Origin of the sequence: Acrocarpospora sp. B8E8, from assembly GCF_039871605.1 — a bacterium.
In the GTDB taxonomy this organism is placed as follows: domain Bacteria; phylum Actinomycetota; class Actinomycetes; order Streptosporangiales; family Streptosporangiaceae; genus Acrocarpospora; species Acrocarpospora macrocephala.
In genome coordinates, this window is sequence record NZ_JBDPLV010000026.1 from 29,749 (window position 1) to 46,317 (window position 16,569).

Sequence of the window (16,569 nt, forward strand, 5' to 3'; positions counted from 1 at the left end):
GGCTTACCACATGGTGACGCAGCCGATAACGTGCTCCTCCACAGGAATCCGAGATGGCGGCAGAATACGGGCGGGATGGACGTCTTCAAGGTTCATGAGCAGCTGATCGCTGACTATGCGGCGTTCACGTCGGGCTTCACGGAGATCGAGGACGAGCGGATCAAGGAACATGTCCGGAAGCGGCTGTCCGAGGGAGAGCAGTGGCCGGACCCGTACCTGTCGCTCAACCCGAACTTCGCACCGGGCGGCTCGATCAGTGAGCTCGTCAAGCTCGACCTGCTCGTCGACGAGTGCGAGCGTATCTTCCGTGTCGGTAAAGACGAGCAATCTGATGGCCAGGTCCTCAACCTGCATCAACACCAGCGCGAAGCCGTGGAGATCGCCTTGACTGGCGCAAGTTACGTGCTCACCACGGGCACCGGATCCGGTAAGAGCCTCAGCTATATCGTGCCGATCGTGGACTGGGTGCTCCGCGAGAAGCGGGCCGGCACGTACCAGCCAGGCGTGAAAGCGATCATCGTGTACCCGATGAACGCCTTGGCCAACAGTCAGGTGCATGAGCTGGACAAGTTCCTGAGGCTCGGCTACGGCCCGGGCCGGGAACCGGTCACGTTCCGCCGCTACACCGGCCAGGAAAAAGGGCACGAGCGCCAGCAGATCCTCGCCAATCCACCGGACATCTTGCTCACCAACTACGTGATGCTTGACCTGGTTCTCACTCGGCCCGGTGAACGCGACAACCTCATCACCGCCGCGCGTGGTCTCCGCTGGCTCGTCCTCGACGAATTGCACACCTACCGCGGCCGCCAGGGTGCGGATGTCGCCATGCTGGTCCGCCGCGTCCGGGATGCCTGCGACGCGACCGACATCCAGTGCGTTGGCACGTCAGCCACGATGACGACGGAGGGCGATGAGCGACATCGTCGCACGAAGGTCGCCGAGACCGCGGGCCGTCTGTTCGGGGTACCGGTCGCGCGGGCGCATGTCATCGGGGAGACTTTGGAGCGTGCCACCACGGCGGATCCAGACAGGGTGACGGCGCTCAAGGTTCCCGATGCGGACTACGCGAGTTTCGTCGCCGACCCGCTGCCCGCGTGGGTGGAGTCACAGTTCGGCGTGGTCACCGATCCCACCACTGGCAAGCTCATCAGGCCGCCCCGGCCCAGAACCGTCCGGGAAGCGGCCGACGATCTCGCCAGCTTGATCGGGCACGCGTCGGAGGAATGCGCCGTCGCGATCCAGGAAACGCTCAAGCGCGGAGCGGCCATCAAGAACCCCCGCACGCGGCGGCCAGTATTCGCGTTCCGGCTGCATCAGTTTCTCTCCAAAGGCGACGACGTCTACCTCAGCATCGAGCCGGAGAATGTCCGCTACATCACCAGCCGCTACCAGACCGTCGTTCCAGAACAAGGCAAAGAAGACCACATCCTGGTGCCGGCGTCATTCTGCCGGGAGTGCGGCCAGGAATACCTGACTGTGCGGCGCCTGGACGACAATGGGACCACCCGCTTCACCTCGCGTAGGGACAATGACCTGAGCGGCGAGGAGTTGAACGGCTACCTCTACATCTCGGCCGACTTCCCCTGGCCGGACAGTACGAAGATCGCCATTAACGACCAGCGCGTGCCCGAGTCCTGGTTGGAGACCCTGACCGACGGCTCGCCGAGCGTGATCCCGGCGCGGCGCAAGTACCTGCCCGAGGTGGTACATGTCGCCCCCAACGGCTATCTCACCGACGATGGCGTCCCGGCCGCGTACATCGCCGCACCGTTCACGTTCTGCCTGGCCTGCCGTACGTCGTATGAGCAAGTGCGCGGCAGCGACTTCGCCAAGCTGGGATCCCTCGCCGTGGAGGGCCGGAGCTCCGCCACCAGTGTGATCAGCTCGACAATCGTCCGTGGCCTGCGCGAGCACGACCCCGTTCTCGACAAGGAACAGCGAAAGCTACTGGCGTTCACCGACAACCGGCAGGATGCCAGCCTTCAAGCGGGCCACTTCAATGACTTCGTGCAGGTCGTTCAACTCCGTGGCGCCCTCTACCGGGCATTGAGGACCGCGCCGGACGGCTTGACCTACGAGGTGATCGCTCAGCGGGTCACCGAAGCGCTGAACCTGGAATTCGGTGACTTCGCGGATAAGCCCGAGGCCCGGTTCACCGCGGAACGCAACACGTGGAAGGCGCTCCGGCAGTTGATCAACTATCGGCTGTACCTGGATTTGGAGCGTGGCTGGCGCATCACCATGCCCAACCTTGAGCAGACCGGACTACTCAAGGTCGACTACCTCGACCTGCCGGATATCGCCGCCGCCCAGGATCTGTGGGACAACGCGCACTACGCCCTGCGCGACGACCGGCCCGAGCTTCGCGAAGAGCTGCTGCGCACGCTGCTCGACGAGCTTCGCAGGGTCTTGGCGATCGACGCGGACTGTCTGACCGAGCCCGGGTTCATGCAGATCAAGGAGGAGAGCCGGCACTACCTCAAAGATCCGTGGGCGATGGAGCAGACAGAGAACGTCGTCTACGCCGCAGTCGCGTATCCGCGTGCCGGCCGTCAAGGTGGGCTGCGGTCGACTCGTGACCTGCATCTCACGGGTTTCGGCGCCTACGGTAAGTACCTGCTGCGCGAGCATGAGGGTCTGTCCCGTGACGACGCGCACGCGATGATCCGGGACATGCTGGCGATCACCGAACGTTGCGGCGTCCTCACCAAGGAACGGGACGGCTACCAGCTCAAGGCGTCATCGGTCATCTGGCGCCTCGGCGACGGCAGATCGGGATCCGAGGACCGCATTCGCAAGCACGTAGCCGCCGACAAGGGCCCTCGGATCAACCCGTTCTTCCAGCGCCTCTACATGGAGAAGGCGGCCAACCTGGCGGGACTTCAGGCGCGGGAGCATACCGCGCAGGTCATGAATGAGCTGCGAGCTTTCCGTGAGGATCAGTTTCGCGCCGGCGACCTGCAGGTGCTGTATTGCTCGCCGACGATGGAGTTGGGCATCGACATCGCCAGCCTCAACGCGGTGGGGATGCGCAACGTTCCGCCCACCCCCGCCAACTACGCGCAGCGTGCGGGCCGTGCGGGCCGATCGGGGCAACCCGCGCTGGTGGTCACCTACTGTGCAACCGGCAACGCCCATGATCAGTACTACTTCCGCAACCGAGATCAGATGGTCGCCGGATCAGTGACCGCGCCCAGGCTGGACCTCACCAACGAAGACCTGATCCGTTCACACGTGCATGCCCTCTGGCTGGCTGAGACTGGGCTACCGCTCAAAACCTCGGTCAGCGGCATCCTCGGCATCGACCGTCCTGGCTTCCCGCTTCTCCCCGCGGTCGGCGCTGCAGTCGCCAGTGAGCAGGCGCGCGACCGTGCCGGTGATCGAGCCCGTGCGGTGCTGGCAGAACTGGCCGGTGAGCTGCAGGTCACCTCGTGGTGGCATGACGAGTGGGCAGAACGGACCGTCCAGGACGCGCATAAAGAGTTCGACGCCGCATTCGACCGCTGGCGCGAGCTCTACCGCACGGCCCTGGCCGAGCGGGAGGAACAGCATCGGATCATCGGCGACCACTCCACGAGCAAGCGGGATCGAGAAATAGCGACCGCCCGCCGCCGGGAGGCCGAGAACCAGCTCAAGCTGCTGCGGAACGAGGATTCCGAGGACTTCCAGACCGACTTCTACTCCTACCGGTACCTCGCGTCGGAAGGGTTCCTGCCCGGCTACTCCTTCCCTCGGCTTCCGCTGCGCGCCTATATCGCGGCTCGCAAAGGCAAGAACACGGAGGTCGAGTTCATCCACCGGCCGCGATTCATCGCGATCCGCGAGTTCGGCCCCGACGCGCTCATCTACCACGAGGGCTCCCGATACCAGGTCAAGGAAGTTCAGCTCGCGCCGAACGAGCAAGGCGGCGGCGGGCTGGACACCAAATCGGCGAGGCGCTGCGAATGTTGCGGCTACCTGCACGACTCGGTGGTCGGCATCGACGTATGCGAGTCATGCGAAGGGAGGCTCGGCAAGAGCATGCACCGGCTGTTGCGGCTGCAGACGGTGAAGACGGTTCGTCGCGACCGGATCTCTTCTGACGAGGAGGAGCGCCGTCGCGCCGGCTACGACCTGATCACCTCCTACCGCTTCAACGACCACGGCGTGCGGCCTGGCCGCCTCGACGCCACCGCCATCAATCAAGGTCCAGTCCTTGAGCTGCGCTACGGCGACACCGCCACGGTACGGGTCACCAACATGGGGCGCAGACGACACGCTGGTGACGGCTTCTGGATCAACGTGCAGACCGGCCGGTGGCTGTCGGAGAAGGACGCGCTGACCCCTGACCCCAACCCAATCGACGACGCGAGTCGCGTGGCGGCGAAACAACAAGTCATCCCGTACGTCGAAGACCGCCGCAACATCTTGGTGACTCGGATGGTGGTGTCCTTGAGCGAGGATGCGGCGACCAGCTTCATGTACGCGCTGGAGCGCGGCATCGAAGCCGAGTTCCAGTTGGAGGACACCGAGCTCACCAGCGAACTGCTCCCCGACGAGGCACACCGAGGCAGAGCGCTCTATATCGAAAGCTCCGAGGGAGGGGCCGGTGTGCTGCGGCGCCTGGTGATGGAGGACGACGCCCTCGCCAAGGCGGCCAGAAGAGCTTTGGAGATTGCTCATTTCGACCCCGGCACAGGACAGGACATGGGGGGTGCGATTAACGGCGAACGTTGCGCCAGGGCCTGCTACGACTGCCTCCTGTCGTTCGGCAATCAGCAATACCATGAACAGATCGACCGCCATCTCGCCCGCGACCTGCTGATGGCGCTTGCCAATGCACGGGTTCCGGAACCCCCCGCAGCGGGCCTGCCTCACGCTTGGGAGCCGATCCGGGTCGAGGCTGAACGCGAAGACCCCCTGCACACGTTCGTCTGCTGGCTAGAGGAATGGGAGTACCGCGCACCCGACGCCCTCAACCCCGATCTCGGCGGGGCCAGGCCGGAGATGGTCTACAACACACCGAACGGGCAGGTCATCGTGTTCGTGGACGGCCCCGACAACGCGGACGCCCCCGGCCGAGACGAGGATGCCGAGGACGAACTGCGCGATCTTGGCTGGATTGTCGTACGTGTCCCCTACGGTGGGGACTACTCGAAAATTGTGAAGAAATACCCGAGTGTTTTCGGAATCAGCCGCAGGGAGTCGCGTTGACCGCCGTCTACAGTCCCGGATCGCTCGTCAGCGCGCGTAACCGCGACTGGGTGGTGCTCCCCGGCTCCACCGAGAGGTTCCTGATCGCTCGCCCGCTTGGGGGCGGCGACGACGAGATCGCGGGCATCCTGACCGAGATCGAGCACGTCGTCCAGGCAACCTTCGCCCCGCCACAAGCGGACGATGCCGGTAACTCCGTCAGCGCCGGTCTGTTGCGTACGGCGCTGCAGGTGGGGTTCCGCGCGACCGCCGGGCCGTTCCGCTCACTGGCGGGACTCGCGGTCGAGCCGAGGCCCTACCAGCTGGTGCCGCTGCTGATGGCGCTGCGGCAGGAGACCGTACGGCTGCTGATCGCCGACGATGTCGGTGTCGGCAAGACCATCGAGGCGGGGCTGATCGCGGCGGAGTTGCTCGCCCAGGGCAGCGCCACCGGCCTGACCGTGCTGTGTAGCCCAGCGCTAGCCGAGCAGTGGCAGGAGGAGCTGGCCGCCAAGTTCCGGATCGACGCCGAGCTGGTGCTGCCGAGCACGGTCAAGAGCCTGCAGAAGAACTTGATCGGCGACGACCAGTCGATCTTCGACTTCTTCAAGTACACGGTGGTGTCCACCGACTTCATCAAGTCGCCGACCCGCATGAAGGAGTTCGTCACGTCCTGCCGCGATCTGGTGATCGTGGATGAGGCGCACACCTGTGTGGCCGACGGTTCCGCCAGTGGCGGCCGGACGCTCAGGTACAACTTGGTCCGGGGACTGGCGGCCAAGAGGGATCGGCATCTGCTGCTGGTCACCGCGACCCCGCACAGCGGCAAGGACGAGGGTTTCCGCAACTTGATCGGTCTAATCGACCCCGCCCTGCGCGATCTGAACCTCGATGACGCCAAGGGCCGTGACCAGCTCGCCAAGCACATGGTTCAGCGTCGCCGTGGCGACATCAGGAAGTATCTGGACGAGGACACCAAGTTCCCGTCCGACCGTGAGACCCACGAAGAGCGTTACTACCTGACCGACGACTACCGCAAGCTGCTCCGCCAAGTGCTCACCTACGCCCGGGAGACCGTCCGTGACGCCGCCAGGGGCGAACATCGCCAGCGAGTCCGCTACTGGGCGGTGCTGGCGCTGCTGCGAGGTCTGGCATCCTCGCCGGCCGCCGCCGCGGCGACCTTGCGTAAACGCGCCAACGGGGTGGGGAGCGAGACCCCGGAGGAGGCCGACCGGATCGGCCGGGCGACCGTGCTGGACCTGGCCGACGACGAAGCCGTCGAGTCAGTTGACGTGATCCCCGGTGCCGACGACCTGGACGAGGACGACCAGCGGGAACGGGCTCGGCTGCTGCGGTTCGCCAGAGCGGCGCAGGACCTGACGGGCGAGGGTGACGCCAAACTGGAGAAGGTCGGCGACGTCGTGGAGGGGCTGCTGGCCGACGGCTTCGACCCGATCGTCTTCTGCCGGTTCATCGACACCGCCGAATACGTGGCCGAGCATCTGCGCAAACGACTCGGCGGTGCCGCCGAGGTCGGGTGCGTCACCGGCACGCTGCCGCCCAGCGAGCGCGAGGCTCGCATAGACGAACTGCGGGCGATCGAGGGCCGTCACGTGCTGGTCGCCACCGACTGCCTGTCCGAGGGCGTCAACCTGCAGGACGCGTTCCAGGCCGTGGTCCACTATGACCTCGCCTGGAATCCCACCCGCCATGAGCAACGTGAAGGACGTGTGGACCGATTCGGTCAGCCCGCTGACATCGTGCGCGCGGTGACCGTCATCGGCGCGGACAACGTGATCGACGAGATCGTCATGCGCGTGCTGATCCGGAAGCACGAAGAGATCAGAAAGAGCCTGGGTGTCAGTGTCCCGGTGCCGAACTTCTCCAATCAGCTCGTCGAAGCGTTGATGGAGGAGTTGATGACATCCAGCACCCAAACCTGGCAGCAGCTCCCACTGGACGGCTTCGCCGCGACCGACCTCCACGCCGAATGGGATAGCTCGGCGGCCAAGGAGCGCCAGTCGCGCACCAAGTTCGCCCAGGTCGGCATCAAGCCGGACGAGGTGGCACGCGAACTCGCGGAGATCCGGGCCAGTCTCGGCTCGCCGGGCGAGATCGAGGAGTTCGTCCGCGAGGCACTGGATGCCCTTGGTTCGTCGCTTACCGACCAGGAGCACGGGTTCACCGCGGTCACCGCGACGCTGCCCAGCGGACTGCGTGACGCGCTGCCACCCGGGCAGGCGCGACCGCTGCCCTTCCACCGCGATTTGCCGGTGCCGCGTCGGCACGCCCACCTCGACCGGACTGACGTGAGCGTCGCGGCGATCGCCCGCTATGTGCTCGACAGCGCGCTCGATCCGAAGACCCCGGGCCCACGTCCCGCAAGGCGATGCGGCGTCATGCGGACGGGCGCGGTGCGGCGACGCACGACTCTGCTGCTCGCCCGGTTCCGGATGCACCTGGAACTCCCTGGGCGGGACGGCAAACGCCCCTTGGTAGCCGAAGAGGCCCGCGTGCTGGCGTTCCGCGGCAAACCAGACGCCCCGGACTGGCTCGCGCCCGAAGAGATCGAGGAGCTGCTCCATGCCGAGCCCAGCGGCAACCTCGCCCCTGACCTCGCCCGCGACGACCTCGCCCGCCTCCTCGCCACCCATGACGGCGGCGAGCCCGCGTTGATGGCGCGGCTCCGCCCCGCACTGGACGCGGAGGCCGACGCCATGGCCGAGCGGCTTCGCGAATCTCACACCCGGGTCCGGGAAGCCGCACGGCAGAGCGGGATCAGCAAGATCGCTGTCGCGGCGAACAAACCCGCCGACCTGCTCGGCGTCTATGTCTACCTCCCGGCCGCCCCCGGAGCCGCACGATGAGTCGCCTGCCGTTCCCTTCTCTTCGTACGGCCGGTGGCCTGCTCACCGCCGACCTGTTCAATCGCATCCTGGAAACCCGCTCGGGCGAGACCGCTCTGGCGGGCCGCGAGCCCGAAGCCTACGGGCTGCTTCCGCATGAGAATGTCCGGGAGGCCGCCGCCCGCGCCTTCGACTACCTCAAGGGCGCCTGGACTGCATTCACCAAGGAGCGGGAGAAAGCCATCCAGGAGGGGCGGAGCCCACGCGCACGAGATCGATGGCTGATCCCGCTCATGCGCCAGCTCGACTACGGCATCCTGCAGCCGTCGGGCGGCATCACGGTCGGCGACGCCATCTACCGGGTCAGCCACCGCTGGGAACAGGTGCCGATCCACTTCGTGGGATGGAATGTCGACCTCGATCACCGTACCCCTGGGGTGACCGCGCAGGCGCCGCAGTCGATGGTGCAGGAACTGCTCAACCGGAGTGACGACCATCTGTGGGCGATCCTGTCCAACGGTGGCAAGCTCCGGCTGTTGCGGGACTCCCGGTCGCTGGCTGGATCCGCCTTCATCGAGTTCGATCTGGAGCTGATCTTCGAGGAGGATCTGTTCTCCGACTTCGTGCTGCTGTTCCGGCTGATCCAGGCGACCCGGCTGGCTGTTCCGGACCGGTCGAAACCGGCAGACTGCTGGCTTGAGCTGTGGCGGGCAGAAGCCGCCCAGGTCGGTGAGCGCGCGCTGAACCGGCTTCGCAAAGGCGTCGAACAAGCGATCAACACATTGGGGACGGGTTTCCTGCGGCACCCGGCCAACGACCGGCTCCGCAAGCACCTGGAAGGCCGCAGTACCCTCGGCGACCTGTTCTCCGACAATCCTGCCGACACGAACGCCTTGAGCACGCGGCACCGTTTGAGCAAGGAGGACTACAACCGGGCGATCCTCAGGCTGGTCTACCGGCTGCTGTTCTGGTTCGTGGCCGAGGACCGTGACGTGCTGCTGATCCCGCTGCCCGACGATCCGGCGCGGCGGAAGGAAATCCTCGCGGCTCGCGATCGCTACGGGAGCTACTTCTCCACGCAACGTCTGCGGGATCGCGCGATCCGTGGCGGCGCCGACCATCATGACGACCTCTGGGACGCCGTGCAGCTGGTCATGCGCGGACTCGGTGAGCGAGGGGGACGCCCTGAGCTGGCCATCCCGGGACTGGGTGGCCTGTTCGAGCGAGTCACCGAACTGCCGGACGGCACCCCGGTCACGCCCAGCCGTCCTGATGAGCTCGACGCGCCGCTGGAGGGCATGCGGATCGACAACGCTCACCTGCTGACGGCCATCCGCCACCTCGCGATCGTCGACTCCGAATTCCAGCGGCGCCCGGTCAACTTCCGCGAGCTCGGCTCCGAGGAACTGGGCAGCGTGTACGAGTGGCTGCTGGAGTTCCACGTTGACCTCGACACCGCCGCCAGGACGTTCACATTGCGCCAAGCGGCGGGCAGCTCCCGCAAGACCACCGGCTCCTACTACACCCCGTCGTCTCTGACCGAGGCGCTGCTCGACACCGCCCTCGACCCGGTGTTGGACGATGCCACGCGACGCGCGGACACCGTCGAAGGCAAGGTCGAGGCACTGCTGAACGTCACGGTCTGCGACCCGGCTTGCGGCTCCGGCCACTTCCTCGTCGCCGCGGCCAGGCGCATCGCCCGGCGCGTCGCCCAGATCCGCTCCGGCGAGGACGAGCCTTCTCCCCGTCTGGTACGGCATGCCATGCGAGAGGTCGTCTCCCGGTGCGTCTACGGTGTGGACCTCAACGAGATGGCCGCGGAGCTGGCCAAGGTGTCGCTCTGGATCGAGTCGGTCGAACCTGGCAAGCCCTTGGCGTTCCTCGATACCAACATCCGGGTCGGCAACGCCCTGCTGGGCACGACCCCGGCGCTGATCGACCGTGGCATTCCGAAGGACGCCTTCAAGGCCATCGAGGGCGACGACAAGAAGGTCGCCGCGGCGGTCGCCAAGGAGAGCGAGGCCGAAAGGCATCGCTCAGCCAGCGGCCTGTTCGCCGAGACGTTGTTCGACGAAACGGCGCTGGGCCAGTCGAACGCCCGTCTCGGCACGCACACGCGGGAGATCGTCACCGCGCTGGCCGACGATCTGACCGGAGCGGCCGTGCAGCGGCGCAGGCTCCGCTCAATCGATGCCGAGCGCCTGCCCGCCAAGCGGGTCGCGGACGCCTGGTGCGCCGCCTTCGTGCAGGAGCTCACACTTGAGACGCGACTGTCCGCGATCACACAGGCGACGCTGGACTGGATCGGTGGCGAGGGCTTCGACACCCACAAGCAGAAGATCGCCGACAGTGTGGCGGATCTGGCCCAGAAATATCGGTTCTTTCACTGGCACGTGGAGTTCCCCCACCTGTTCCGGGTGACCGAGGACGGCGAAGCAGACCCGCAGACCGGCTGGGACGGCGGCTTCAGCTGCGTTATCGGCAACCCGCCGTGGGAAAGGGTGAAGATCCAGGAGAAGGAATTCTTCGCCTCCCGCGACGAGGACATCGCGAAAGCCAAGAACGCCGCCGCACGGAAGCGTGCGATCGCGGCTCTGGCGACCAGCGAGGAGGAAGCGGACCGGGACCTGTTCGCGGAGTTCGCGAGTGAGCTGCGACAGGCCGATGGCCAGACCCTGCTCCTGCGCGACTCCGGTTTCCGTAACAACCGTGGCCTGTTCAAGGGCGTCGGGCACGGAGACGTCCGCTTTGCCTATTCAGCTTCACTGGCTCACGTGGTGGCGTGGCTGAAGCCGAGTTCGCGTTTGATCTCGGTCTACCAAACGAGATCAAGGATCCCGCGGTGGTCTACACACTCTCGCCCTCAGATATCAGCCTGGTGAATCCCAACACCGGCAACTGCCCCACCTTCAAGAGCCCACGTGACGCTCGCATTACCCTCGGCATATACCGCCGCGTCCCCGTCCTCTGGCGGGAGTCCCCCGAGCGCAACCTCTGGGACCTGTCGTTCCTCGCTATGCTGCATATGGCCAACGACTCAGGACTCTTTCGGCCCAGCGCAGCCGACGGCGAAACTCTGCAGGACATGCTCGACGACGGCTGGGAGTTCGACGGCAACGTCCTCATCCGCGACGGTGAACGACTGCTCCCGCTATACGAAGGTAAAATGCTCTGGCACTTCGACCATCGATTCGCCGACTATCGAGACCGCGCGCACGATCGAGTGGACTACGTCTTGCCACGCACGTCAGGCAAGCAGAAGACGAATCCCCAATTTGCTGTTCTCCCGCAGTACTGGATTCCGGAGAAAGAGGTGTCGGCTCGGCTCCGCCCCGCCGAGGGGTCACGCGGTAACCGCCGTGTCCGCCAGTGGGACCGTGGCTGGCTACTTGGCTGGCGCGACATCTGCCGCAGCTCCGACACCCGCACCGTGATCAGCTTTGTGCTCCCACGCGCCGCCATCGGGCACACGTCGCCCCTGATGCTCACGGATTCTGCGACGGTAATCAGTCTCTGCGCGAACCTCTGCTCGTTCGTGCTGGATTTTGTAGCGCGGCAGAAGATGGCCGGAACCCACCTGACATACAGCTACCTCAATCAGCTTCCGAGGTGGCGTGCGCTGAGATCCTCGGCGAAACGCCGGGCGGTAGGGCCGACCCATACGGCACGGCGGGTGAACCGGCGGTGCGGCAGGTCGAGTGCGGTCTCGAGGACGGCGACCCGGGTTCTCATCTCCGCTAGAGTCCGCTCCAAAATCTGGCGCCGCGGATTGGGAACCAGTTGGTCCACGGGCTGACTCATACGTCCCTCTGCTCATTGGGGCACGCCAGGTCTTTCAGTTCGCCATTATGTAAGCTGACCGGCTCTCTGGGAGACTTCATGGCGTTTTTGATACGGCTTGGCGTCACGATTTGCGCGCTGGTTCTCCTGGGGGCCGGGTGTGCGGAACCCGAGCCCACCGCCACCGACGCGGGCCAGGCGCTCAAGCTCCACATCACCGAGCTGATGAAGGAAGTCCATGCCCTGAACGTTCAGATCACCGATCCAGGCGGACGTGATCTTCCCTGTGGCGAGGGCAGGGCGAAACAATCCTTCGCGGCGACCGGCGCGGATTCCGTGCCCCACATGACTGCGGACGGGCTGAACACCGTTCTGGTGGCCGTTCTTTCACGCGTCGCGCCTTATCGGATTGTGGAGGATCGAGGTAACGCTCCCATCCGCCTCGCCAGCGAGGAATTCAGAACAGCCCTCGTTCTAGAGTCAACAGGGGACGGGCAATACAAGGTGAGAGGGGAAACCGAGTGCCTACCCGCCCGATAACTCACCTATCGTAAGCACCCGCCCGCAGCATACCCCTGGTCTGGCTGCCCTCGAACCAGCCCGCCATGACCTCGGACAGGTTGCCCACCGAGAGCCTGTCGGCATTGCCCATGCCGTTGGCGGTAGCCCATTTCTCGAACGCTTCAAGTCCACGGTTGCCCTGTTTGAGAAGTTCGGAAAAGGGTTTCAGGTCGCCGTTCTCATTGGCGACGCCGACAAGCTGCGGCTCAGCGGCCTGAAAGTCGGCGGGGGTCACCTTCGGGGTGACACCATTGCTCATCAGCATCTGGGCGAACGTGTGCTGGCGGCCGAGTGTCGCATTGCCGATGTCCGCGTTCAGCTTGCCCACGCGGGTCGCCTCGGCGGACCCGAAGGCGTCCTTGGCTGAGAATCCGGTGGTCACCGCCAGCCAGACGACCTGACCGGCCACGGCCCCAGGCACGACCAGACCGCCGGCACTCAGCACGCTGTTGAACACAAATCCTTGCAGTTTCTTGTTCCGCTCATCGAACATGTCCAGGTCACCCTGGACCTGATGAGCGGCGGCATGTTCAAAACCCGCTGACATTGCCCAGGACTTTGAGCGTGCCTTCCAAACCGTTGGCGTCCTTGGTCTTCGTCACCGCAGCCAGCTCGTCGGCAAGCAGACGCTGGGAAAGCCGTCCCATTCCCTCCTCAAACGGCGCGAGATGCGCGGCCGAGTCGGCGAAGGTCTTGAGGAAGTGGTACGTGTCCTCTGGGCTCAAGGTGAAAGCCGAGCCCAGACCCAGAGCCGACCGGGTGGGCTCCAGCGAACTGTCGTGGGTCATGTTCGCGTCGCTGATGGTGGCGCCTTCGGTGATCTCGACGGCGTACGCGCCGGCCAACTCCGACAGGTGCACCCGGGTTCCATCGCTGATTTGCACATGCGAAAGTGTGGTCATCACGGTGTAGGCGAACACGGCCGATTCCCTGCTGTCCCGCTGGCCGTACACCCCCGCGACAGCGGCGAGCATACGGCCGAACGCGTCCGGCATGATGTCATCGAAAGGCCCCTGCCGGGATCTCTCGTTGAGCCCGGTGATGAGCTCCGTCAGGTTCGACTGATCTTCCGTGTATGGGCCGACGGCCTCCCGGACGGCAAGCCGAGCCGCCTCGGGATTGTTGCCCAACGCCTGAATGACCCCGTCGTGCACCCTCTTCGGCTGGACCATGCCTCCCCACGCCGTCACCAGCCCTGCCAGCCATTCGGCGGGAAACTTTCCCGCGCCGATGAGCAGGCCCGCGCCCTGCCGTTCCCGCGGCGCCGCCCGCCGCACCCTGTCCATGATCTCAGCGAACCCGGGAACCTTCGCACCCCCGGTCACCGCCGTGCCGAACGCCACGCTGAGGATACGAAGCATCCGCTCATCAGACCGCAGCGGGCTGAGCACGGCCGGGGGATCGATCAAGAATTCGTTCTGGCGCAGCACGGAGGGAAGGCTGAGAACCTTCTCCACGCCCAGGGCGGCGAAGAAGGCGGCAGTGAAGTCGGGGTCGTCTTCACCGGCCTCCAGTTCCGCGATCAACCCGGCGGCCAGCTCCCGGTCCGCCACGCTCGTCCAATAACCGGGCGGGCCCAGTTCCGCGACACGTGCGCCCAGCGCGGTCCCCGCTTTCCTGGACTCCGCTGGCAGCCGCACCTTGCCCTCGTCGTAGGCGACCAGCCCCTGCCCCGGCAACCACGCCAGCGCGTCCCCCGCCCGGATGATCTCAACACGCCGCCGCAGCCGCGGCAACTCCTCCCCGATCCAGCCCTCGATCTGCCTGATCGGCTGCAACCCGGCCGTCGGCAACTCGGCCGACACAAGAAGCTGACGGATCCTCTCGGACTCCGCACCGATCACATCCCTGCCCTGCTCGAGAGCCGTGATGAAATCTTCCATCAGATCAGGATCGATCCCGCTGAAATCGGGTGACAGTGGCCCGGTTCCCGTCGGCATCAACGCTGCCCCCTCGGCCGCGAGCCCACCATAGAGTCCTCGTATTCCACTATAGATACGAGCCGCTGGAGCCGCAGGGCATTATAATCTTCGATCTCCTCATTTCCTGCCGGGACCGCCGCAAGCGATCCCGGCGTACACCGCTCGCCCCCGAGTCGCCGCTTGTCAACGACGCGGATCTCCCACGCTCGGAAGGCATGCGGACTTTCTCCACGCGCGGGGGGGACGGCAAGCCGATGCCGGAGCCCTACTCGTTTGGCGAACAGAAGGAGCTGAATCGGGCCTGGCGTCGCAGGCCATGGCGAGACCGTGGTCGCCCGCGCTCGCGGTCACCGCCGCCACGCCTTGGGGCATGGCCTTCAGGGCGGTGGGCGCGCCGCGTACCTTGAACGAGCCGGTGGGCTGGAGCCGAGGGCCTCGTGGTATAAGGCAGGTCCGCCGTTAAGACCCTGATCGTGTCCGGAATCGCCGGCTGGCGGCTGATCTGGTGGCCGTGACCACAGGGTGAAATCACCCGGCTGGGTACGGTGGTGCCCTACTCGCAGGGCAGGAGGGCCGACGCGTCCAGCGGCATGAGGGTCACGAGCTGGCTCCCAGGCGGCGATGCAGTTTGGTGTCGGCGGGCAGGCCGTGGCGGGCGCGGTACTCCGCTGCACCGATGCCGTGCTTCCATCGCACGTGAGCGCCAGCACCTCGCGTCCATTCGCCGCATTCCAGGCACAGCAGCTGGCCGTCGCGGTCGGGCTGTTCGCCGTACGGCACGGCCGCCAGCTCCGCCGCCGACAAGGGTGGGTGCGGGCGCGGCGTCTTGGGCACGAAGCCGACCGGGCGGGCGCCACGTGGAGGGGTGAGGCCGTGGCGGTGGCGCAGTTCGCGTGTCTTGCGGGTGGTGACGCCCAGCAGCTTGCCCAGGTCGGTGCCGTTCCAGTCGGCGGTGGCGGCCAGCAGATCGGCCAGGGAAGCGTAACCCAGCTCACGAGCCCGGGCCTCGTGCGGGTCGATGCCGTGCCGGGCGTAGTAGTCGGCCACATTCAGCCCGTGCATCACCGCGATGTGCTGATCCAGCCTTTTGAACCAGCGCCCGCACTCCAGGCACAGCGGATAGCCGTCCTTGACCGGTTGCGTGCCGTACGGCACCGCGGCCAGTTCCTTGGCCGGGATCGGCGGCAGCATCGAGGGATGTTTGACCACGTAGTCCTTGGCCCACCGCCCCGGCGCATCGAAGCCGAGGCGACGGCGCAGCTTGTCCACGCGCCCCTTGGACATGCCCATCAACTCGGCGATCTCCCGGTTGCTGAGCGCCGCCTTCTCGGTGAAGACCTCTTCGATGCTCGCGAAGCCGGCCGCCCGGCACAGCTCGGCCACCTCCGCTGCCCGGTTGGCCCGCATCGCCGCGGTACCCAGGTGCCCGTACTGGGCGACGTTGTGCGCGGGTGGGCCTTGGCGTCGGGCGGCTCGTACGCCCGCACGATCCTTCGACTCGTACCAGGCGATCTTCGACAGTCGTGCCAGTTCCTCGCGGGAACGTTTGGGCCGCAGCCTGGCCTTGAACTCCGGATCGGCGGCCAGCCGCTCACGTTGGCTCTCCGCCCGGACCTGTTTGACGGCGCTGGAGTGCAGCCCGAACCCGCGCGGCAGCTCATAGACACGGCGGTAGTCATCGGCTGACATATCGTGCTTGGCCACGACATGCTGACCCAACTGTCGAAACCACAGGCCACACTCCAGGCACAGCAGCTTGCCGCCCGACTCTGGCTGCACCCCAAGCGGGACATCAGTGGGCCTCCCCGGAGGAATCCAATGCCCAGGCCGCCCCTGCTGGTCGCCCATCTCCCGCCTTGCCCTCAATAGCTCGAATGTCATCGTAGGCGAGTATCAACCTGGGTTTGGCGTAGTGCGGCCTGCGCGACACCGCCTCCGCACTCCTGAGCGGTAACTGTGGAGTCCTTCCCCAACCCGCTGTAGCCGAGGTCGACGTGGTCGCGGCTGTTCCATGCGTACGGCGTGGCGTCGGACACCCCGGCGCATTTGCGGGCGTTGACCGGTGATGACGAAGAGGCGAGGGAAGAAGCCCTCGATCACCTGTGGGGCGCGGTGATCTATCAAGGCACGCCCTGGTCGGTCACGCCGCCGGCAGCCTTGGTCGTGGCGGGATTGCTGGACGATCCGGGAACGGCGAAGCCCGCCAACGACTCGATCTCGGCCGCCGCCGGGTTCCAAGCCAAACCGCTGCGGGGCTCCTGCCGGGACCTGCTCCAATATTTTTGACA

At 66.0% G+C, this 16,569-nt stretch carries 9 protein-coding genes; 6 read left to right on the forward strand and 3 right to left on the reverse strand.

Annotation, left to right across the window (positions count from 1 at the left end):
- The first annotated feature begins 75 nt into the window (after nt 1-75).
- From ABGB08_RS24430 to ABGB08_RS24450, 5 genes are all read left to right on the forward strand, one after another.
- The gene (locus ABGB08_RS24430; protein WP_347594044.1) at nt 76-5,193 is read left to right on the forward strand and encodes a DEAD/DEAH box helicase; all 5,118 of its coding nucleotides are present in this window, start codon (nt 76-78) and stop codon (nt 5,191-5,193) included.
- Nucleotides 5,190-8,039 (forward strand): helicase-related protein, encoded by a 2,850-nt coding sequence (locus ABGB08_RS24435; RefSeq protein WP_347594046.1) that lies wholly within the window; start codon nt 5,190-5,192, stop codon nt 8,037-8,039. The genes ABGB08_RS24430 and ABGB08_RS24435 overlap by 4 nt, the downstream gene beginning before the upstream one ends.
- Nucleotides 8,036-10,900 carry a DNA methyltransferase gene (locus ABGB08_RS24440; RefSeq protein WP_347594048.1) on the forward strand — a complete coding sequence of 955 codons (2,865 nt, stop codon included), beginning with the start codon at nt 8,036-8,038 and terminating at the stop codon, nt 10,898-10,900. The genes ABGB08_RS24435 and ABGB08_RS24440 overlap by 4 nt, the downstream gene beginning before the upstream one ends.
- Complete coding sequence (locus tag ABGB08_RS24445; protein ID WP_347594050.1) at nt 10,801-11,814, forward strand: hypothetical protein; 1,014 nt, start codon at nt 10,801-10,803, stop codon at nt 11,812-11,814. Before ABGB08_RS24440 ends, ABGB08_RS24445 begins: the two co-directional genes overlap by 100 nt.
- A gap of 83 nt (nt 11,815-11,897) precedes the next feature.
- A complete protein-coding gene (locus ABGB08_RS24450; RefSeq protein ID WP_347594053.1) occupies nt 11,898-12,338 on the forward strand; it encodes a hypothetical protein in 441 nt (146 codons plus the stop codon).
- Nucleotide 12,339: 1 nt separating this feature from the next.
- Here ABGB08_RS24450 and ABGB08_RS24455 read toward each other — a convergent pair whose 3' ends face one another.
- From ABGB08_RS24455 to ABGB08_RS24465, 3 genes are all read right to left on the reverse strand, one after another.
- The gene (locus ABGB08_RS24455; RefSeq protein WP_347594055.1) at nt 12,340-12,852 is read right to left on the reverse strand and encodes a hypothetical protein; all 513 of its coding nucleotides are present in this window, start codon (nt 12,850-12,852) and stop codon (nt 12,340-12,342) included.
- Between the two features lie 37 nt (nt 12,853-12,889).
- Nucleotides 12,890-14,242, reverse strand: coding sequence for a hypothetical protein (locus tag ABGB08_RS24460; RefSeq protein WP_347594057.1), 1,353 nt, complete (start codon nt 14,240-14,242; stop codon nt 12,890-12,892).
- Nucleotides 14,243-14,878: 636 nt separating this feature from the next.
- Nucleotides 14,879-16,162 (reverse strand): MucR family transcriptional regulator, encoded by a 1,284-nt coding sequence (locus tag ABGB08_RS24465; protein ID WP_347594059.1) that lies wholly within the window; start codon nt 16,160-16,162, stop codon nt 14,879-14,881.
- Nucleotides 16,163-16,303: 141 nt separating this feature from the next.
- On the opposite strand from ABGB08_RS24465, the gene ABGB08_RS24470 reads away from it, so the two are divergent.
- Nucleotides 16,304-16,567 (forward strand): hypothetical protein, encoded by a 264-nt coding sequence (locus ABGB08_RS24470; RefSeq protein WP_347594061.1) that lies wholly within the window; start codon nt 16,304-16,306, stop codon nt 16,565-16,567.
- Nucleotides 16,568-16,569: the final 2 nt, after the last annotated feature.